At 42.8% G+C, this 20,570-nt stretch carries 18 protein-coding genes; all 18 read right to left on the reverse strand.

All coding sequences use genetic code 11. The features are described from left to right. Positions 1-4 precede the first annotated feature (4 nt). Positions 5-1,270: a bifunctional tetrahydrofolate synthase/dihydrofolate synthase gene (gene folC, locus AADY36_RS11565; protein WP_342409001.1), complete on the reverse strand. Its 1,266-nt coding sequence runs from the start codon at positions 1,268-1,270 to the stop codon at positions 5-7. A gap of 25 nt (positions 1,271-1,295) precedes the next feature. Then, complete coding sequence (gene accD / locus AADY36_RS11570) at positions 1,296-2,171, reverse strand: acetyl-CoA carboxylase, carboxyltransferase subunit beta (RefSeq protein ID WP_055021719.1); 876 nt, start codon at positions 2,169-2,171, stop codon at positions 1,296-1,298. A 158-nt stretch (positions 2,172-2,329) separates the two neighbouring features. Further along, positions 2,330-3,124: a tRNA pseudouridine(38-40) synthase TruA gene (gene truA, locus AADY36_RS11575; RefSeq protein WP_054553162.1), complete on the reverse strand. Its 795-nt coding sequence runs from the start codon at positions 3,122-3,124 to the stop codon at positions 2,330-2,332. A gap of 141 nt (positions 3,125-3,265) precedes the next feature. Further along, positions 3,266-3,598: a Na+/H+ antiporter subunit G gene (locus tag AADY36_RS11580; RefSeq protein ID WP_054553163.1), complete on the reverse strand. Its 333-nt coding sequence runs from the start codon at positions 3,596-3,598 to the stop codon at positions 3,266-3,268. 8 nt (positions 3,599-3,606) lie between these two features. Further along, positions 3,607-3,876 carry a K+/H+ antiporter subunit F gene (locus tag AADY36_RS11585; RefSeq protein ID WP_054553164.1) on the reverse strand — a complete coding sequence of 90 codons (270 nt, stop codon included), beginning with the start codon at positions 3,874-3,876 and terminating at the stop codon, positions 3,607-3,609. After that, the gene (locus AADY36_RS11590; protein WP_055021720.1) at positions 3,870-4,406 is read right to left on the reverse strand and encodes a Na+/H+ antiporter subunit E; all 537 of its coding nucleotides are present in this window, start codon (positions 4,404-4,406) and stop codon (positions 3,870-3,872) included. The genes AADY36_RS11585 and AADY36_RS11590 overlap by 7 nt, the downstream gene beginning before the upstream one ends. Further along, positions 4,406-5,923 carry a monovalent cation/H+ antiporter subunit D gene (locus AADY36_RS11595; protein ID WP_055021721.1) on the reverse strand — a complete coding sequence of 506 codons (1,518 nt, stop codon included), beginning with the start codon at positions 5,921-5,923 and terminating at the stop codon, positions 4,406-4,408. The genes AADY36_RS11590 and AADY36_RS11595 overlap by 1 nt, the downstream gene beginning before the upstream one ends. Beyond that, the gene (locus AADY36_RS11600; protein WP_054553167.1) at positions 5,920-6,264 is read right to left on the reverse strand and encodes a Na+/H+ antiporter subunit C; all 345 of its coding nucleotides are present in this window, start codon (positions 6,262-6,264) and stop codon (positions 5,920-5,922) included. The genes AADY36_RS11595 and AADY36_RS11600 overlap by 4 nt, the downstream gene beginning before the upstream one ends. Then, on the reverse strand, positions 6,264-9,056 hold the full coding sequence (locus AADY36_RS11605; RefSeq protein WP_054562093.1) for a monovalent cation/H+ antiporter subunit A: 2,793 nt from the start codon (positions 9,054-9,056) through the stop codon (positions 6,264-6,266). The genes AADY36_RS11600 and AADY36_RS11605 overlap by 1 nt, the downstream gene beginning before the upstream one ends. A gap of 211 nt (positions 9,057-9,267) precedes the next feature. Beyond that, positions 9,268-10,470: a hypothetical protein gene (locus AADY36_RS11610; protein ID WP_055021723.1), complete on the reverse strand. Its 1,203-nt coding sequence runs from the start codon at positions 10,468-10,470 to the stop codon at positions 9,268-9,270. Continuing rightward, positions 10,454-11,332, reverse strand: a complete 879-nt coding sequence (nlpI, locus tag AADY36_RS11615) for a lipoprotein NlpI (RefSeq protein ID WP_055021724.1) — start codon at positions 11,330-11,332, stop codon at positions 10,454-10,456. Before nlpI ends, AADY36_RS11610 begins: the two co-directional genes overlap by 17 nt. A 128-nt stretch (positions 11,333-11,460) precedes the next feature. Then, the gene (gene pnp, locus AADY36_RS11620; RefSeq protein WP_054562096.1) at positions 11,461-13,590 is read right to left on the reverse strand and encodes a polyribonucleotide nucleotidyltransferase; all 2,130 of its coding nucleotides are present in this window, start codon (positions 13,588-13,590) and stop codon (positions 11,461-11,463) included. Between the two features lie 242 nt (positions 13,591-13,832). Next, entirely contained in the window at positions 13,833-14,102 is a 270-nt protein-coding gene (gene rpsO / locus AADY36_RS11625) for a 30S ribosomal protein S15 (protein WP_054553172.1), read from the reverse strand. Between the two features lie 110 nt (positions 14,103-14,212). Next, positions 14,213-15,157, reverse strand: coding sequence for a tRNA pseudouridine(55) synthase TruB (gene truB / locus AADY36_RS11630; protein ID WP_054553173.1), 945 nt, complete (start codon positions 15,155-15,157; stop codon positions 14,213-14,215). After that, positions 15,157-15,561 carry a 30S ribosome-binding factor RbfA gene (gene rbfA, locus AADY36_RS11635; RefSeq protein ID WP_054553174.1) on the reverse strand — a complete coding sequence of 135 codons (405 nt, stop codon included), beginning with the start codon at positions 15,559-15,561 and terminating at the stop codon, positions 15,157-15,159. Before rbfA ends, truB begins: the two co-directional genes overlap by 1 nt. A gap of 110 nt (positions 15,562-15,671) precedes the next feature. After that, the gene (gene infB / locus AADY36_RS11640) at positions 15,672-18,329 is read right to left on the reverse strand and encodes a translation initiation factor IF-2 (protein ID WP_054562097.1); all 2,658 of its coding nucleotides are present in this window, start codon (positions 18,327-18,329) and stop codon (positions 15,672-15,674) included. Between the two features lie 25 nt (positions 18,330-18,354). Continuing rightward, a complete protein-coding gene (nusA, locus tag AADY36_RS11645) occupies positions 18,355-19,854 on the reverse strand; it encodes a transcription termination factor NusA (protein ID WP_054553176.1) in 1,500 nt (499 codons plus the stop codon). A gap of 38 nt (positions 19,855-19,892) precedes the next feature. Further along, positions 19,893-20,348 carry a ribosome maturation factor RimP gene (rimP, locus tag AADY36_RS11650; protein WP_054562099.1) on the reverse strand — a complete coding sequence of 152 codons (456 nt, stop codon included), beginning with the start codon at positions 20,346-20,348 and terminating at the stop codon, positions 19,893-19,895. Between the last annotated feature and the right edge of the window lie 222 nt (positions 20,349-20,570).

The following is a 20,570-nucleotide window of genomic DNA, read 5'->3' on the forward strand; positions in this document are numbered from 1 at the left end:
CTCTCTATTTTTTAAAGTAATTGATGGCTGCAGCCACAGTTATAAACGAACCGAACACAATCACTAACGTGTTTTCATCAACATTTGGTAATAACGTATCTAGCGCAGTTTCAACACTCTCATAGTGCGTACTAGGCGCTGTTGATGTGGTTTCGGCTAGTGCTTTAGCAAGATTCTCAACTTTGTCGCCACGAAAACAATCTAAGCTTGCTAACGACCACTGGTCAACAACATTTGCCACGGCCGACATTGCAGCCACTTTATCTTTATCTGCAAGCATAGCGACTAATGCATGAATTTTAAACCCTTGATCTTTATACACGCTTAATTTGCGTGCCAAATATCGAGCTGACTCAGGATTATGTGCAACATCGGTAAAAACAAGCGGCTGCTGACTTAACTGCTGAAAGCGCCCTTCTACAGTTAGATTCTCCAAGCAATCACGCACTTGTTGCTCACTTGGCAATAGCTCAAGTTTTGCAAGTAGGGTCAACGCAGTTGCTGCATTTTGACAAGGGATAGCAGGCTTAGCTAAGCGCCAATCGTTATCTTGGTACTGCCAGTTAAAGCCTTCACTGTCTTCTGTGAATATGAAGTCTTGGCCTGATAGCACCATATCAGCGTTAATTTCATTGCCATAATCAGTCACTGTATGCGGAATCGCTAAATCGCCAACAATAGCTGGTGTATTGGTACGGAAAATACCAGCTTTATCGTAACCAACAAGTTCACGAGTATCGCCTAGGTATTCTTTATGGTCTAGATCTATGGTGGTGATCACACAAGCATGCGGGTTCACGATATTAGTCGCATCATAACGGCCACCCAGCCCCACTTCTAGCAGCACATAATCAACGGCGTGACGTTTAAAAATAGCCAGTGCGCCTAAGGTACCATACTCAAAATAAGTGAGCTGCGTGTCACCACGGCCTTTTTCAAGCATATCGAATGCATCAACATGGAATTGATCGTCAAGCTCTTGGCCATTAATACGCACGCGTTCGTTATAACGAATAAGATGCGGCGAAGCATAAGTACCCACACTGTAACCCTGTGCAAGTAATAAACTTTCTAGGCAACGGGCTGTGGTTCCTTTACCGTTGGTGCCTGCAATTAGGATTATTTTGCTTGATGTATCGAGTAAGCCGACTTGGTTTGCCACGCGTTCTACGCGCTCTAAACCCATTTCGATATTAGCAGGATGGACACTTTCTAAATAACAAAGCCAATCATCAAGGCTTGATGATTGGCTAGGAAGGATTTCTGTCATAGCGTTTAATCAGTTAAGCTGAAATTTACGCTACTCTATGCTCTTGTTCAGTAGAAGGCAAGTTCATAAATTTCGCTAAGATACGTGCAAGGGTGTCACGCATTTCACGACGGTCTACAATCATGTCGATTGCACCATGCTCTAGCAAGAATTCACTGCGTTGGAAACCTTCAGGAAGCGTTTCACGAACTGTTTGCTCAATTACGCGAGGACCCGCAAAACCGATAAGCGCTTTAGGTTCAGCAACGTTTACATCACCAAGCATTGCCAGTGATGCAGATACACCACCCATTGTTGGATCAGTTAATACTGAAATAAACGGTAAGCCTTTTTCGCTCATTTTTGCAAGTGCAGCACTTGTTTTAGCCATTTGCATTAATGACATAAGAGCTTCTTGCATACGTGCGCCGCCTGATGCAGAGAAACAAATAAGTGGCATGTCGTGCTCTAAACATTGATCTACAGCTTCAACAAAACGAGCACCTACTACTGACGCCATTGAACCACCCATAAACGAGAACTCAAATGCAACAGCAGCAACAGGAATGCCTTTTAGGCGGCCCTTCATTGCTACAAGTGCGTCTTTCTCGCCACTTGCTTTTTGTGCTTGGGTAATTCGGTCAGAGTATTTTTTAGAATCTTTAAACTTTAATACGTCTTTTGGTTCGTGCTCTGCACCAATTTCTTGGCGGTCAGCATCATCTAAAAAGTTTTCAAGACGTTTACGGCCACTTAAACGCATGTGGTGATCACACTTAGGACACACGTTGAGTGCTTTTTCTAATTCTGCTTTATATAAAATTGAATCACAGTCTGTACACTTAGCCCAAACCCCTTCAGGGATTTCTTTACGACCTGACGATTTAGTCGTTTTAGGTAAGATTTTTTCTAACCAACTCATTTGCAACTCTCTTAATGCTGTTCTGTGTCGCAGTCTGTTTAATTGGAAACACTCGCTTGTGTTTCTGATAACAAATAAACAGACAGATTTTTTCAATTAAAACATGAATTACCCGCAGACGATATAAAAAACTGGTCTTAGTAGTAGTCTACTAAAGTCTAACTGTCTGAATCAGGTAAAAACAAAGGCCCTAATGGTGTTTTAGGAATGCCAAAATGTTCTGGGTAATCCACATCAACTAAGTAAAGGCCAGCGGCTTTTGCTGTTGCACTTGCCTTAGCGCGCTCTTTTAAATCGAGTAATTCTTTTAACCACACAGGTTCATGCTTATGAAGACCAATGTCCATCAAACACCCGGTGATGTTTCGTACCATGTGATGTAAAAACGCATTGGCTTTAATATCAATGATCACATAATCACCTTGGCGTTTTACCGATAAATGGTGAATAGTACGATTAGCTGTATTTGCTTGGCAGTGTAGTGCTCTAAACGAAGTAAAATCATGCTCACCTATTAAATACTGACAGGCTTCTTGCATTTTAGTTTCGTCTAATGGGTGATGAAAATGGGTCACCCCTTCACTCATGATAGCGCCGCGATAGGTGTAATTATAAATCACATAACGATAGCGACGTGCTGTGGCACTAAAACGAGCATGAAAGTCTTCGCTTACAGGCTTGGCAAAGCGAATAGCAATATCTTTTGGCAGTAAGGTATTCATACCCATCGTAAACGCGACCATTTCACGCTCAGCGTGAGTATCAAAATGGATCACTTGCCCGGTGCCATGTACACCCGCATCGGTGCGGCCTGCACAAACTATTTCGACTGGATGATTACAAATACGCGACAACGCCGTTTCTACTTCTTGTTGTACGCTATTGACGTGTGATTGACGTTGCCAACCACTGTAACGCGCGCCGTTGTACTCTACTCCAAGTGCTACTCGCATAATGCTCTATTTACCTACTGTACTAAATGACGGGGCATTTTATGCGATCTACGAGCGCAATAAAAGCCACAGTAGTAGATCACATTGTTCTTATTAATTAGATATCACACCAATTCGCTTAACTATTATTGCGAGCTGGTATTAATCTTCTTCGATGTTATCGAGGCCCTTGGTGCCATCTTTAGCACGAAGCTTGTGGTGGATGGCTGATTTGATCAGCATATAGCCGCTAATAGGTGCGGTGATCAGTAAGAAAATCGAAATCAAAATTTCTTTCACACTGATGCCATCGTGGGTGTAGCTAAAATACACCATGGCAGCAATTAGCAATGATGCCATGCCAAGCGTTGTTGCTTTAGTTGGACCATGTAAACGCATAAAAAAGTCAGGCATTTTCACAAGTCCGATTGAACCTATAAGAATAAAGCAACCACCAATTAATAATAAGATTGATACAATCCATTCACTCATCATTCGTTACCTTATTCAATAATATCGCCACGCAGCAGGTATTTACATACCGCTACAGTGCTCACAAAGCCAAGCATGGCGATTAATAATGCGGCTTCAAAATATAAATCGGTGCCCATGCTCATGCCATATAGAATAATTAAAGCAATGGTATTTATGAACATAGTATCTAAAGCCAATATACGATCAGGTACCGACGGCCCAACAATTAAACGCCATAGGTTTAACAGTAACGATATGGCTATCATTGCAAAAACAATTAGAAAAACGGTATCTAGCATCGAAAAATCTCCTTAAGCGGTGCTTCGTAGCGCTGCTTAATAGTATTAATTAACGCTTGTTCATCAGCTAAATCGAGTACATGGATCAATAAGTAGCGCTGTTGAATTTCTTCGCCCTCTTCGAGTGACTCAGGAATAGGATAAACCTCTGCGCTCACTGTACCTGGTGTTAAAGATACTGTGCTGGCCAAAATAGTGATTGGCATTTCATGGCTTAAATCCAATGGCACTTTGATAAAACCTGGACGTAACTTTTTCGTTGGTCCAAGGATCAACAGAGCAACTTGTATGTTAGCAGTGACAATATCGTACAGCACTAACAATAAGTGCCTAAACGCAAGACCTGGCCTGACAATAAGAGGCTGTGGATCACGAAATGGGAATGTGATCCACGGAATAGTAATAGCAAAAAATGCAGCTAAAAACAGATGTCCTGGCGACACACTATTATTTAACAACAGCCATACAATGAATAATAAAACACTGCGAAATGGTGTTGGCAACCAACGAAAGCGAGATTCTAAACGCATTATTGGCCTCCTTGTAATACAGCGTTGATGCTAGTGTTGATATCAAACAACTGCTCTGACGTTGCTAACATATAGTCTGAAATCGGTCCTGCAAATACAACCATTAATGGTGAACACGCAAGTAATGCAACTACAGCTATCACTTTAACAGGGTGTGCTTTAGTGCCTTCAATTGCTTCACTGTCTTTATGGGTGTGATCCCAAAATAAGCTGGTACCGGCTCGTGAAACCGCCACTAATAACGCTAAACTAGAAACTAGGTAGATTGGCCAAAACAACATGGCTTTTTCGCTATCTAACGTGCTCTTTAAAATCCATACTTTGCCGACAAAGCCAGATAACGGTGGCATACCAACAACAGCAAGTGCAGCCACTACAAAACAAGTACCAAGTAAATATGGCTGTGCAACGGCGCGCCCTGCAACTAACCGGTCAGCAACTTTACCACGTTGCTGAGCAATTAAATCCGCAATTAAGAATAGTGCAGCGCAAATAATGGTTGAATGCACTAAGTAGTAAAGTAATGCAGCTGTTGCAGAGACATTCTGAATCGCAACCAATGCCACTAAAGTACCCACAGATACAACCACCAGATTCGCAATAAGCTTTCTAAAATCTTGACTCGCTAATACACCAATACCACCCATCACTATGGTCGCTAGTGCTAAGCCCCATAACCAAGGCTGTGCCATGTGAGCGAGTTCGCCAGCATTATCACCAAATATTACGGTATACACGCGCAACATGGCATACACACCGACCTTGGTCATAATCGCGAATAATGCAGCAACTAATGGCATTGCACTGGCGTAGGTATTCGGTAGCCATAAATGTAACGGTAATAACGCGCCTTTTAACGCAAATACCACGATTAACAGCAAGCCACCAATTTTAGCAAGGTAAACATCATCACCCGTCAGCTGTGGTACTTTTTGCGCTAAATCAGCAATGTTCAATGTGCCTAACACACCATAAAGTACACCCAGCGCAATTAAGAATACGCTTGAACCAATCAGGTTTAAAATGACGTACTGCAGTGCAGCTCGGGTACTATGTTTGTTGCCGGCATGCATCAATAATGAATACGAAGCAATCAACAGCACTTCAAAAAATACGAACAGGTTAAATACATCGCCAGTTAAAAAGGCGCCATTTACACCTAACACTAAAAAGTGCACTAACGGATGGAAAAAGCTCCCTTTTTTATCATCGCCTGCACAGCTATAAAGCACCACAACTGCACCAAGGAAACTGGTAAGTAGCACAAGTAGCGTTGCTAGCCTATCGGCAACCAGCACAATACCAAATGGTGCAGACCAATCACCGATTGCGTAAACAAGCGGTGCGGTACTATTTACGTGAAATAATAAATAAGCACTGACCAATAGTGTGACAATCGACAAAATAACCGACGAAACACGACGAATATGTAAGTTTTTACCACATGGCGGCATGAGTAAAATCACCCCTGCCAACATCGGAATTAAAATTGGTAAAGAAGCTAAATGCTGAATCATTTTTGCTCCTTCGATGACTTAACAAGGTGACCATCAACATGGTCATTACCCAAGTCAGCACGGCCACGAATCGCTAAAATAACCACAAAAGCGGTCATCGCAAAGCCAATTACAATGGCGGTTAAAACCAGTGCTTGAGGGAGTGGATCGGCATACTCACTGCCTGTACCAAGTACAGCCGCTTTGTTAATAGTTAAACGACCTGAAGAGAATAAAAACAGGTTAACTGCATACGACAACATAGTCAGGCCGAGTACTACCGGGAAGGTACGAGCCCGTAATATTAAGTAAATTCCGCATGCAACCAGCACGCCGACGCATGATGCGTACAATACTTCCATTAAATATTTACCTCTTGCTTGGGTGTATCAGCAGTTAATTTACCTAAACTTGCTAAAATCATCAGCGTTGCACCTACAACAGTTAAATACACACCTAAATCAAATACGATAGCACTAGCAAGTTCTGTCTTGCCGACTAGCGGAATATCAAAATAATCAAACCAGGTTGTTAGGAATGGACGTTCGAAGAACCAACTTCCAATACCTGTAAACAATGCAATAGCAATACCTGACGCAATAATCTTACGATAATTCACGTCAAATCTGTCTGCAATCCAGTGCGAACCATTAGCCATATATTGCAAGATAAATGCAATCGCAGTGACCAGTCCTGCAATAAAGCCACCACCTGGTAAGTTATGACCACGTAAGAAAATATACGCTGACACAAGTAATGCAAGTGGTAACAAGCTTTGTGAAATACTCGACAATAGAATTGGGTAACGCTCTCTTGCCCATGGGCGCCCTTCACTATCACTTGCTGGCATAAACAGCGGCAAGTTAATAAGAAGCTTATAAATACCTAACGCAGCAATACCCAATACGGTAATCTCACCTAGGGTATCAAAACCCCTAAAGTCAACGAGGATAACGTTTACAACGTTAGTACCACCACCGCCAGTTTTTGCATTGGCAACAAAGAAGTCAGAAATTGACTCAAGTGGTCTTGTCAGAAGTGCATAACAAATACTCGCCACAACCACACCAATTGCCGATGAGATACCTAGGTCACGCAAAATACGCAATGAGCTTGATTCTTTCGGAGTACGCTGTGGTAAAAAGAACAGTGCGAGCATCAGTAGCATTACCGTGACAACTTCAACGGTTAACTGAGTCAGTGCTAAATCAGGCGCAGAGAATCGAGTAAATGCAACAGATACCATCAGGCCTACGATTGAAATCATAATCAAAGATATCATTCGTGAGCGATGCCAAATAACCGTTGCCAGCGCACCTATTATTAGTAAGCCAGCACCAATAGCATTATGGAAATCGATTGGCGTTAACTCACTTGCTCCTGCTAACTGGCGCATTTCAAATAAAGGCCAGCCCGCACACATAAGCACCACAGCAATCATCACAAAGGCATAGCGCTGTAACGAGCCATTTTCGATTCGTTTAATCTTTTCTTGTGACCATTTAATTAAGCTATATAAGCCACGCTCAAAGCCTTTCTTAGCATTCAAAGTTGGCAATGAAGCTTGGAAGTGGAACAGGTGCTTACGCTGCACATAAATCATCACGCCCACGCTTGTAGCAATAAAGCTCATTAACAGCGGTAAATTAAAGCCATGCCATACTGATAGCTTATAATCTGGGGCTGCATCGCCGAGCACTGCGAAAGATGCCGAAGCTAAAATATCACTTACTGCGAAGTGCGGGAACATACCGACGAGTAAACACAGCACAACCAAAATTTCGATTGGTACACGCATATAGCGTGGTGGCTCATGAGGCTGTTTTGGCAAATCGATTGGGTCGCCGTTAAAAAACACGTCGTGAATAAAACGTGCTGAATACGCGACAGAGAGTGCACCAGCAATAGTCGCTAACACTGGAATTAACCAAGACATAGAGCCAAGCACTTGCTGATGCAGTGTTTCGGCAAAGAACATTTCTTTCGATAAGAAACCATTTAACAGTGGCACGCCCGCCATGGCTGCCGCTGCTACCATAGCAAGTGTGGCGGTATACGGCATAAAGCGCCACATACCATTGAGTTTACGCATATCACGGGTGCCAGTTTCATGGTCAATGATACCCGTTGCCATAAATAACGACGCTTTAAAGGTTGCGTGGTTAATAATGTGGAAGATAGCAGCCACTGTAGCAAGCTCAGTGTCTAAACCAAGCAGTAAGGTAATTAAACCTAAATGGCTGATTGTTGAATAAGCCAGTAAGCCTTTTAAATCATGCTTAAATAACGCGATATAAGCACCAACCAATAAAGTCGCCAGACCCGTCATTGCTACTAAAATAAACCAAGTATCTGTGCCTGATAGCGCAGGATAAAAACGCGCTAATAAAAAGATACCCGCTTTAACCATGGTTGCAGAGTGTAGGTAGGCACTGACTGGTGTCGGTGCCGCCATCGCATGTGGTAACCAAAAATGAAATGGAAATTGTGCAGATTTGGTAAATGCACCTAAAAGCACTAATACCAGCGCAGCTTCATAAAGTGCATGAGATTGAATAAGCGCTTTGCTTGCTAAAATCACATCAAGATTATAGCTACCAACAATATCACCAATTAGTAATAAACCTGCTAGTAACGCAAGACCACCGGCACCTGTAATAGCAAGTGCCATACGTGCACCTTTGCGAGCTTCTGACTTATGCCACCAATAGCTAATCAATAAGAACGAACTAATACTGGTGAGCTCCCAGAAAAACCACAGCTGGATCACATTATTCGACATCACGATGCCGACCATTGCGGTCATAAATAGCATTAAATAGCAGTATAGCTTTGGCATTGAGTCGCTACTACTTAAGTAATAACGCGCATAAAAAATCACCAGGGTACCGATACCCAAGATCATATATAGAAAAAGTAACGTTAAACCATCAAGTCGAAACGAAACTTGCATGTTTAAAAGAGGGATCCACTCAGCAGTGTAGCGAATTGTTTCACCAGAAAAGACTGCAGGGGTATACGAAAATACAATTCCAAGGGCAATCAAAGGCGCTAACATGGTCAAAGCAGTGCTTTGGTTACGTGTTAGTTTTGAAGTGCAGGATGAAATAACACTGCCGATTAAGGATAACAGGGGTATCCAGAGCAAAGTCATAATTAGGAGCCTTTTAGTGTCATAAGAATATCAATACCGCTCTAGTTTTAATTAGTTGCGTACTGTTCATTTGGATGGTTAAAAGTTGGCTTCAAAAAAAGCTTACAATGCGTATAGTTATACTGATCAGGTGCTATTTTGTCTATAGGAGACACACCTATTTGCACAACATTTAACCGCTTTACATACTAAAATAGCAATAAATAGACGATTAGTCAGAAAATTTCTGCTCTTTGGAAGCTGTTGTAAACACTGGCTTTAAGCCTAAAAAGGCAAAATATTCAGAAAACCGAATCGGCTTTGTTAAGGGCTGGTTAATTTGTTTTTGCCAAAGCTCACGGTATTGCTCAGACAAGCTCATTGTTTGGTACTGCATAATCGACCAATTAGGGCTTGGTTTATAGGCTAACTGATTGCTACAAGCGATACTTTTTTGCCAGCCTTTTGGTGGGGAAACCTTATTTGCAATAAACAGATTTGGTGCAACCAGCCCCTGTTGCTTACACAGCCACTGTTGTTTTTGCTCTGGTAAAGCATACTCATCTTCAAAGCCATTGAAATGCATTAGCTCATGTAAAAATACCGCATAAGATTGCGATGAATTGATATGCATAATCCCGCCAAGCACATTAGCAGCCCCTTGCTTTGACATCATCACAATAAAGTCAAAACCTTCAGGCCACGGATACGCTGCCGCATTTTGCCAGTTACACTTAAGCGCCCCACTACTATCATCACAACTAAACTTATCAGCAACATAAACAACGTCAGTAAAACAAAAGCTGCCTTTTGCAGGCTCAGGCGCTTTACTGTATTGCTGCTTATACTGCTTTAAAGTATCAATACCCTTGTAATGATCTGTCATCATTAAAATATTAAATTGGCACTGACTGCTTGCTTGTACACTTGATGTTGATAAGGCTAATTGCTGTTGCTGCGCATAAGCTGGGTCAATTTGAGCTGGCGGCATTTGTTGCTGCAACAGCCAAGCTTGCTTGGCATTTCCCTCTGGTAACTTGCCAGCTTTACCTAGGTAACTTATATCGAGCCACTGGTTTGCTCTGACTAACTGCTCCGCTAAGGTTTGTTGCTGATCTGAATTGAATTTAGCAAAGTAAGGCTGCCACCATAATTTTGCTGCGGTGTAATCATGTTGCTGCAAAAACCTGAGCGCAAGCTGATACGCCGCATTACTATCATTAAGCGTTGCTAACTGGCGAAGCTGTGAGTTACTCAGCACTAAATGCTGCAAATTAATGGCGCTGGGTGCCAAATGATAGATAGCTATTGCTTGTGAAGGAGTAGTATTTGCGTAATAAGCGTAAGCGGGAATAAAACGAGACACTGAGCTTGGTACGAAACCCAAGCTCAGTAATAGAATAGCAGTAAAAGAAACCTTAGCTTGCGTTTTCACCAGCCATTAACTCAAGCTCTAAGCGGGCATATTTGTATTCAACAAACTCATGCACATTGGTGGCAAGGGCAAGTCTAAAGTAATCGGCAGCAAGATAGTTATCACCCGCCGCTTGATGCATCTTCGCTAGGTAGAAATAAGCTTCGCATAAGCGGTGCGCATACTCTTGCTCTGAAGTTACACCTTCAATAATGCCAGATAAAAACTCAAACTCACTGATATCACCTAAATAAAGTGCCAACAGTTGGTAACCCCATTGAGACTCATCAACACCCTGCGAGTTAGCTTTTAAATCAATTAAGGCCTGCGCTTTATCAGCTTCTGATTGGGCTAAATAAAGCCATAACACACGATAAGGATCGCTCGGTGAACGATTTAAAAACTGCTGTAAATCATCTTGTGCAAGTGATGGACGGTCACCATAGTAAAGGGCAATACCACGATTTAAATAGGCATACTCGTGTTGCTCGTTAAGCTCAAGTGCCGAATCAAAGAACTCATAAGCTTGTTCATACTGCTGCATTAGTGTGTGATGAATGCCTAAGAAGTTATACACTTCTGCTAGGTCTGGTTTGAGCTTAATCGCACGGTTAAAGTCAATACGCGCCAAGGTCGACATACCTAAGCTGTCAAATAATACACCGCGATCATAATAAAGTTTGGCTTGTTGCTCTGCACTTAAATCAGCACGGTTTAGTAGTTCAGAATAGCGAGCAATCGTAATTTCGTTACGAAAATCAGGTGCTAATGGTGCAGTAAAAGGCACATTAACAATAGGGACTGACTCAGGTTGTGAAGTTGTTTGACATGCACTTAAAGAAAAAATAGCCACAGCGGTCAATGCTAAGTGTTTAAAAATCATTAAATTCCTTAATACCTGAATTCTCTGTAGACAAAGGCGAAGCGGATAGGTTTCATTAAAGCATAAAAAAAGGGGCTAAACAGCCCCTTTTTCTTATATCCAGCAAATAACTGGTTATTCAATCATCATTAAGCGTCTTTAGACTCTTCTGCTTTTTCCTCAGCAGCTGGTTCCATTGCTTCTTTGATGCTTAGACGTACACGACCTTGGCGATCTACTTCAAGAACTTTAACTTTAACTTCTTGGCCTTCGCTTAGGTGGTCAGTTACGTTGTTAACACGCTCTGTGCTGATTTGTGAAATGTGCACTAGACCGTCTTTACCCGGAAGGATATTAACGAACGCACCAAAATCAACGATACGTACAACTTTACCAGTGTAGATAGTACCTACTTCTAGCTCAGCAGTTAATTGCTCGATACGCTTGATTGCATCGTTTGCGCTGATGCCATCAGTTGCAGCGATCTTGATTGTACCGTCATCTTCGATTTCGATCGTTGTGCCAGTTTCTTCAGTAAGTTGACGGATAGTTGCGCCACCTTTACCGATAACTTCAGCAATTTTCTTCGCAGGGATTTGCATTGTGTAAATGCGAGGTGCGAATTGAGATAACTCTTCAGAAGGTGCTGCAATCGCTTCGTCCATAACACCTAAGATGTGTAGACGTGCTGCTTTCGCTTGTTTAAGAGCGATTTGCATGATTTCTTTAGTGATACCTTCGATCTTGATATCCATTTGTAGTGCAGTGATACCGTTTGAAGTACCCGCTACTTTAAAGTCCATGTCACCTAAGTGATCTTCATCACCTAAGATATCTGAAAGAACAACGAAATCGTCGCCTTCTTTAACTAGACCCATCGCGATACCAGCAACAGATGCTTTAATTGGAACACCTGCGTTCATAAGTGCTAGTGACGTACCACATACTGATGCCATAGACGATGAACCGTTTGATTCAGTGATTTCTGAAACAACACGGATTGAGTATGGGAAGTCAGTAAGTGTAGGTAGTACCGCAGCAATACCACGCTTAGCTAGGTTACCGTGACCAATTTCACGACGCTTAGGAGAGCCTACAAAACCTGTTTCACCTACACAGAACGGAGGGAAGTTGTAGTGAAGCATGAAGTGATGCTTGTTAGTACCTGTTAAGTCGTCGATTAACTGTGAATCACGCTCAGTACCAAGTGTTGCAGTTACAAGTGCTTGCGTCTCACCACGCGTGAAGATTGCAGAACCGTGAGTACGTGGTAAAACACCCGTCATTACGTCTAGTGCACGAACCATATCTGGTTCACGACCATCGATACGTTTTTCACCAGCGATGATACGACCACGAACGATTTCTTTTTCTAAAGAACCGAATAGTTTGCCAACTTCTTGCGTATCTAGCTCTTCGCCTTCAGCAAGTTCAGCTGTTAATGTAGCAACAACTTCTTCTTTCGCTGCACCTAGTGCTTCTTTACGCGCTACTTTGTCAGTGATGCGGTATGCTTCACCTACTTTATCAGCAGCAATTGCAGAGATTTTCTCAGCAAGTGTTACGTTTTTCTCTGGTGCAGTCCAATCCCAAGCTGGTTTACCCGCTTCAGCTTTGAACTCGTTGATTGCGTTGATGATAGCTTGAGATTGCTCATGACCATAAACAACCGCACCTAACATCACGTCTTCAGATAGTGTTTCAGCTTCTGATTCAACCATAAGTACTGCGTTATCAGTACCAGCAACAACTAGGTCTAATTGGCTTTCTTCAAGCTCAGCTAGTGTTGGGTTAAGTACGTATTCACCGTTGATGAAACCAACACGTGATGCACCGATAGGACCATTGAATGGAATACCAGAGATAGCAAGTGCTGCTGAAGTACCAATCATAGCAACCATGTCAGGTTGGATTTCTGGGTTAACAGAAACAACTGTCGCGATTACTTGTACTTCGTTTACGAAACCGTCTGGGAAAAGTGGACGGATTGGACGGTCGATTAGACGAGCGATAAGTGTTTCGCCATCGTTAGGACGACCTTCACGCTTAAGGAAACCACCAGGGATACGACCCGCAGCGTACATACGCTCTTGGTAGTTAACTGTTAGTGGGAAGAAGTCTTGACCTGGTTGTGCATCACGCTTACCAACAACAGTAACTAATACTGAAGTGTCGCCAATGCTTGCTAGTACTGCGCCGTCTGCTTGACGAGCGATAGCACCTGTTTCTAGGGTCACAGTGTGTTGACCTAGTTGAAATTCTTTAATAATTGCTTGCACTTAAAAATGTCCTTTAAATGTAAAAGCAACTCAGAGCTGTGCTCCGAATTGGTAAAAAATAGTCCATCAAAGTACCAATTACAGTACTTAATTGTGCTTATGAAAACACGATTAAGTACTACAATTGGCAATGATGTTTTTTAATATCTAAGCAGTATCCACTACCTAGGTGTGCGCTAGTATACCTTTCATGCGCGCACAAAAAAAGGGGCTAAATAGCCCCTTTTCTCGTAATCTAGTTCTTAGCGACGTAGGCCAAGCTCTTGGATTAACGCAGTGTAACGTGCAATGTCTTTACCTTTAAGGTAGTCAAGCAGTTTACGGCGTTGGCTTACTTTGCGAAGAAGACCACGACGTGAGTGGAAGTCGTGCTTGTGGCTAGCAAAGTGACCTTGAAGCTTGTTGATATCGAAAGTTAGAAGTGCAACTTGTACTTCAGGTGAACCAGTGTCGCCTTCAGCGCGTGCAAATTTAGCGATGATTTCAACTTTTTCTTGATTGCTTAGTGACATAGTAACTCCAAAAATTAATTTAAATTGTGTTTTAGCCGATCACTAATTCAGCCAAAACGATTGAGCGGGGCGTATTCTACCCAGCTTTGCTAATAACTACAAGGTAATCTTTACTCAGGCAGTTGATTTGATAAGCCACGCTTTGATTTTAAATGACCGTCTTTATGACGCTCACCGGTACCAATGAACACCCCATCAGCCATTACCTTTACCACACCATCTGGTACAGGCTTACCAATCACGACTGTTTGACCATGACTAAATGCCACGCCCTGTTCTTGAGTAATCTCAATCACAGGTAAATCAACCAAAGCAGTATCCATTGGCAGTAATAGCTCATCGAGGTAGCTTGAAGGCGCAACATCGTCTGCTTTTGCTTGCTGTAGCTTTTCTTCAAGTTGCTCAAGAGTGACCATTTTCTCACTTGGGTAATGGCCAACTGCACTGCGATGTAACATGATGACATGTGCACCACAGCCAAGCTTTTCACCTAAGTCGTCAACAATAGTACGAATATAAGTGCCTTTAGACACATGTGCCGTCATTTGTACTTCGTTATTAGCTTCATCAAACTCATCAAGCGTTAAACTAAATACATTAATTTTTCGACACTTACGCGGTACTTCGATACCTTCGCGAGCATATTTATACAAAGGCTGACCTTGGTATTTAAGCGCAGAGTACATCGAAGGGTATTGATCCGACTCACCTAAGAAACTGGCAATTTGCTCAGCTAATTGTTCACGGGTGACCGATACGTCGCGCGTTTCAACCACTTCACCATCTGAATCAGAGGTCGTGGTTCGCTCACCAAGTTTGGCGCGTACAACATAGGTTTTGTCAGTATCAAGCAAGAACTGGGTAAACTTAGTCGCTTCACCAAAACAAATAGGCAGCATACCCGTCGCAAGCGGATCAAGCGCACCGGTGTGGCCTGCTTTTTGAGCAAAGTAAATCCCTTTTGCTTGCTGCAATGCTTTGTTTGATGAAATACCTTGCGGCTTATTAAGTAATAAGATGCCGTCAATAGCACGACCTTTACTGCGTCTAGCCATTAGTCTTTAGTGCCTTCTTCGCTGTCATCTTCGTCAACATGCTTGGCATTGTCTTCACGAATAACTGAGTCAACCAAGTTTGAAATACGCATACCTTCCATAAGCGAGTTATCGATCACAAAACGTAACTCAGGCATGATGCGCGCACGAATACGTTTACCTAATAAAGAACGAATATAACCCGTTGCTTCATTTAAGATTTTAGCGCTTTGCTTGGCTTTATCTTCATCATCAGTGTTGAATACTGTAATGAATACTTTTGCGTAAGATAAGTCGCGAGATACCTCAACCGCAGACACTGTCACCATACCTAAGCGTGGATCTTTGATTTCGCGTTGCAGAATAACAGCAATCTCTTTTTGAATTTGCTGTGCAACACGATCAGTGCGAGAAAATTCTCTCATTTCATTTCACTCTAAAATAATAACTTATTGATGTTAAAGAATAAGTTAATTTAATTACGAATACACAAATGGGGGCTAGGCCCCCATTTAAAGCAATAACTTAAACGAAATTAAAGTGAACGTTGTACTTCAACCGTCTCGAATACCTCGATTTGGTCGCCAACTTTAACATCGTTGTAGTTCTTAACGCCGATACCACATTCCATACCGTTACGTACTTCTTGAACGTCATCTTTAAAGCGACGTAGTGACTCAAGTTCACCTTCATAGATAACCACGTTATCACGAAGTACACGGATAGGCGCGCTACGCTTAACGATACCTTCAGTAACCATACAACCTGCGATTGCACCAATCTTAGGTGACTTGAACACGTCACGAACTTCAGCAAGACCAATGATCTCTTGCTTGAATTCTGGTGCAAGCATACCTGACATCGCTTGTTTAACTTCTTCAATCAGGCTGTAGATTACGCTGTAGTAACGTAAGTCTAGGTTTTCTGACTCAATTACTTTACGAGCTGATGCATCAGCACGTACGTTAAAGCCAACAACGATTGCGTTTGACGCCGCTGCAAGCGTTGCATCAGTTTCAGTGATACCACCTACACCTGAACCAACAATCTTCACTTTAACTTCATCAGTAGAAAGCTTAGTTAATGAATCAGCGATTGCTTCAATTGAACCTTGTACGTCAGCTTTAAGAACGATGTTAACTTCTGATACATCGCCTTCAGCCATGTTCGTAAACATGTTTTCAAGCTTCGCTTTTTGTTGACGAGCAAGCTTCACTTCACGGAACTTACCTTGACGGTAAAGTGCTACTTCACGCGCTTTACGCTCATCTTTAACTACTGTTGCTTCATCACCAGCAGCAGGGATACCAGACAGACCTAAAATCTCAACTGGGATAGATGGACCCGCAGACTTGATGTCTTTACCGTTCTCATCTTTCATCGCACGTACACGGCCATATTCAAGACCACAAAGTACGATATCACCTTGGTTAAGCGTACCAGACTGAACTAGGATTGACGCAACTGGACCACGACCTTTATCTAGACGCGATTCAATTACAACACCTGCAGCCATACCTTCAGCTGGCGCAGTTAGCTCAAGTAGCTCAGCTTGCATTAATACCGCTTCAAGTAGGTCATCAATACCTAAACCAGTTTTCGCAGAGATGTGTACAAACTGTGTTTCACCACCCCACTCTTCTGGGATAACGTCTAGTTGTGCTAGCTCGTTCTTAACGCGATCTGGGTCGATGCCTTCTTTATCCATTTTGTTTACTGCGATGATTAAAGGAACGCCTGCAGCACGCGCGTGCTGAACCGCTTCTTTAGTCTGTGGCATTACACCATCATCCGCAGCAACTACTAGGATTACGATATCCGTTGCTTTAGCACCACGTGCACGCATTGATGTAAACGCGGCGTGGCCTGGAGTATCTAAGAAAGTAATCATGTTGCCATTCGTTTCAACGTGGTATGCACCAATGTGCTGAGTAATACCACCGGCCTCACCAGAGGCAACTTTTGCTGAACGAATGTAGTCAAGTGTTGACGTTTTACCGTGGTCAACGTGACCCATTACTGTTACAACCGGTGCACGAGGAATCGCTTTACCTTCTTCGCTACGGTCGTTTAGAACTTTCTCTTCTAATTCGTTTTCTTTAACGATAATAACCTTGTGACCCATTTCTTCAGCAACAAGCTGCGCTGTTTCTTGGTCAATCACTTGGTTGATGGTAACCATGTCACCCATCTTCATCATCGTTTTAACAACTTCAGCACCTTTAACTGCCATGCGTGATGCAAGCTCAGCAACAGTGATTGTTTCACTGATACGAACTTCGTTTTTCACGTCAGCTGTTGGTTTTTGGAAACCATGTTGTAAAGACGTTGGTGCTTTAAGCTTGCCTTTCTTACCTTTAGGACCGGCAGCCTGTTTATCTTTTTGAGGTCCTTTTTTCTTTTTCTTACGACGAGCGCTATTCTCTTCACGTGCATCAGATTCATCTTCTGCTTCACGTGCGTAAGTTGAAGTCGTAAGGTGGTGATCAGCGTTTTCTTCACGCTGCTTACGCTCTTCTTCTTCCTTTTTCCAGCGAGCTTCATTTTCTTCAGCTAGCTTTCTTGCCTCTTCTGCTTGACGTTTCGCTTCTTCTTCAGCTTTTCTCAATGCGGCCTCTTCTGCTTCTTTTTGCAGACGCTCAGCTTCGGCGCGATCTTGTTCAGACTTAGCACTTTGCTCTGGGGTCATCTGCTTCTGTTTCGCTTTACGCTCAGCTTCAGCTTTACGTTTAGCCTCTTCTTTGGCTTTACGCTCAGCTTCTTCTTTCGCTTTGCGCTCTGCCTCTTGTTTCGCTTTAAGCTCCTCAGCTTCTTGCTGGGCTTTAAGCTCTGCTGCTTTACGTGCAGCTTCTTCTGCAGCTAAACGCTCTTCTTCTTGCTGTTGCTCAATGGCGCTTTTCTTAACGTAAGTACGTGTTTTACGTACTTCAACTTGCACAGACTTCGCTTTACCTGTAGAGCCAGTTACGCTTAGCGTACTTTTGCTTTTACGTTGCAAAGTCATGCGAGCTGGGCCTTCTGAGCCCGTGCCGCCGTGCTGCTTGCTCAAGTGATCTAATAACGTCGACTTTTCAGACTCAGTTACCATATCACCTGCTTTTTTAGAAATACCGGCTTGTTCAAGCTGCTGTAGTAATTTATCAACAGTTGTACCAATATCTCCGGCTAGTTTTTCAACATTTACTTCTGCCATAGTGTGTAATACCTCCGTTAATAAATTACTCGTCTGCGAACCAACAAATGTTACGCGCAGCCATAATCAGCTTGCCAGCTTCTTCTTCTGAAAGTTCAGTGATGTCTACTAACTCATCAATGCCTTGCTCAGCTAAGTCTTCAAGTGTTACTACACCTTTACTTGCCATAACAAATGCAAGGTGACGCTCTAAGCCTTCAAGCGCTAGTAGGTCTTCTGCAGGTTCTGCACCTTCTAGGCTTTCTTCAGTTTTAAGCGCTTTCGTTGTTAATGCGTCTTTTGCACGTGAACGTAAGATATCAACTGTTTCTTCATCTAAACCGTCAATTTCTAAGAATTCTGATGCAGGTACGTAAGCCACTTCTTCAAGTGTTGAGAAACCTTCGTTGATAAGTAAAGTTGCAAACTCATCATCGATATCTAGGTATTCAGTGAATAAGTTGATTAGCTTATCTGATTCAGCTTCGTTCTTCGCACGCATGTCATCAACTGTCATTACGTTTAATTCCCAACCAGTTAACTGGCTAGCAAGACGAACGTTTTGACCATTACGACCGATTGCTTGTGCTAGGTTATCGGCTTCAACAGCGATATCCATTGAATGTGTATCTTCGTCCATTACGATTGACGCAACTTCTGCTGGCGCCATTGCATTGATAACGAATTGCGCTGGGTTGTCATCGTAAAGAACGATATCAACACGCTCACCACCAAGCTCAGTTGAAACTGCTTGTACACGTGCACCACGCATACCAACACACGCACCTACTGGGTCGATACGTTTGTCGTTAGATTTTACCGCGATTTTTGCACGAGAACCTGGATCACGTGCAGCTGCACGTAGTTCAATCATCTCTTCGCCAATCTCTGGCACCTCAATGCGGAAAAGCTCCATTAGCATTTCTGGCTTAGAACGCGTTACAAATAACTGCGCGCCACGTGCTTCTGGCTTAACTTCGTAAAGAAGACCACGGATACGGTCACCTGGACGGAAGTTTTCACGCGGTAACATATCATCACGGTAGATAACCGCTTCAGCATTGTTACCAAGGTCAAGTACGATTGCATCACGGGTTGCTTTTTTAACAACACCTGTTACTAATTCGCCTTGTTGATCTTTGTATTCTTCAACCACTAATGCACGCTCAGCTTCACGTACTTTTTGTACGATAACTTGCTTAGCCATTTGTGTTGTAATACGGTCAAACTTGATTGACTCAATTTGTTCTTCAACGTAATCACCTAATTGTAGGCTTTCGTCTTCAACCTGAGCCGCTTCAAGTGTGATTTCGCTGTAAGGGTTTTCTAAAGAGCCATCTTCAAGAACTTCAGCAATCTTCCAACGACGGAATGTGTCGTAATCACCTGTTTTACGGTCGATTGATACGCGAACTTCGATTTCGCCATCGTGTTTTTTCTTTGTTGCAGTCGCTAATGCGAACTCTAACGCTTCAAAAATCTTTTCTTTTGGAACCGCTTTCTCATTGGAGACGGCTTCAGCAACCAATAATATTTCTTTTGCCATGGGTTATGCCTCGCTTGCCCTATTCCTTCGCACTCGAATTAAAACTTTGCGATGATGTTCGCACGTTCAATGTTACTAAGCATAATCATATGCTCAGCGCCATCTGCTGAAAGTGTGATCATATCACTGCTAACTGATACTAAATCGCCTTTAAAGTTACGACGACCATCTTGCGGAAGCTTTGTACGCACGCGTACTTCTTCTCCTTGCGCCTTCTCGTAGTGATCTTGTTTGAATAATGGACGATCAACACCAGGAGACGAAACTTCCAAATCATATTCATTTGTAATTGGGTCTTCGACGTCTAAAATTGCGCTAACTTGACGACTAACGTCGGCACAATTGTCAACCGTAATCCCTGCATCGTGATCGATATAAACACGTAATGTAGAGTGGCGACCAGCTTGCACAAACTCAAGACCATGTAACTCAAAGCCTAACATTTCAACGGCCGGTGAGAGCATGGCTACTAAATCTTGCTCAAGTTTTGTCACGAAAATCCTCCATACAAACAAAAAAAGGGCATATAGCCCTGAAATACTGAGTTTAATAATGATTTAAAATCACCGCCAAGCAGATACAACAACGCCCCGAACCAAGCGGGGCGTCACACCTAAAGCATAAAACTGTGTGGCCTAGGGCCAAGCTTGGTTGCGAGTCAGTCACCTGACTAAATTAAACTAGATAGCCTAAACGCAAAACGCGCATTACCAGAA

The sequence above is a fragment of the Pseudoalteromonas sp. D15MCD-2 genome, from assembly GCF_038562745.1.
Lineage (GTDB): Bacteria > Pseudomonadota > Gammaproteobacteria > Enterobacterales > Alteromonadaceae > Pseudoalteromonas.